This is a genomic window from Weizmannia sp. CD-2023 (assembly GCF_036225245.1).
Taxonomy (GTDB): domain Bacteria; phylum Bacillota; class Bacilli; order Bacillales; family Bacillaceae_C; genus Weizmannia; species Weizmannia faecalis.
On record NZ_JARTJQ010000167.1, the window covers coordinates 1 to 512 of the forward strand.

The 512-nt window shown below is 45.7% G+C and carries 1 protein-coding gene; it reads left to right on the plus strand.

The genetic code is table 11. From position 1 onward, the window contains the following. On the plus strand, positions 1-169 hold a 169-nt coding region (locus P9687_RS17245), incomplete at its 5' end, for a glycerate kinase (RefSeq protein WP_328228958.1). Positions 170-512: the final 343 nt, after the last annotated feature.

Here is a 512-nt window from a genome sequence, read left to right on the forward strand (position 1 = left end):
CGGTTATGTCGGGGAACAAATTGATGTTTTATATGAAAAAGGCATTGATGCGATCTTTGGCATCCTGCCCTACCCAATGGCGCTTGAAGACGCTTTGCAAACGGGTGCTGCAAATATTGAGAGAACATGCGAAAATATCGCGCGTCTCCTCGTGCAAGCGAAGCAGTAAAGGGCGTGTCATATTTTCACGAAACGACTTCAAGAGTTAACGGTGATGAGACGCCCATGCCACAGTGAACGCGGCACCATCAAAAAAAGAAAATCAGCCGGCGTATATTTTCAAGATAGACATCCTGATGATACAAACCAATGGATGTCGTTAAAAATTCCGGTACTGGATATTAGCCATTGTACAACCCATAGCCTCCATACAAAGTCGCAAACGAGCGCAGACCGCAAAAAGGCTGCGCTTTTCATCTGCGCAGCAACCGGTATGCCAGTTCGAACAGATCAAACAGCTGAAACGGATTTTTTTCTGTCAATTCTTCAATCCTGCCGAGACGGTAATACAG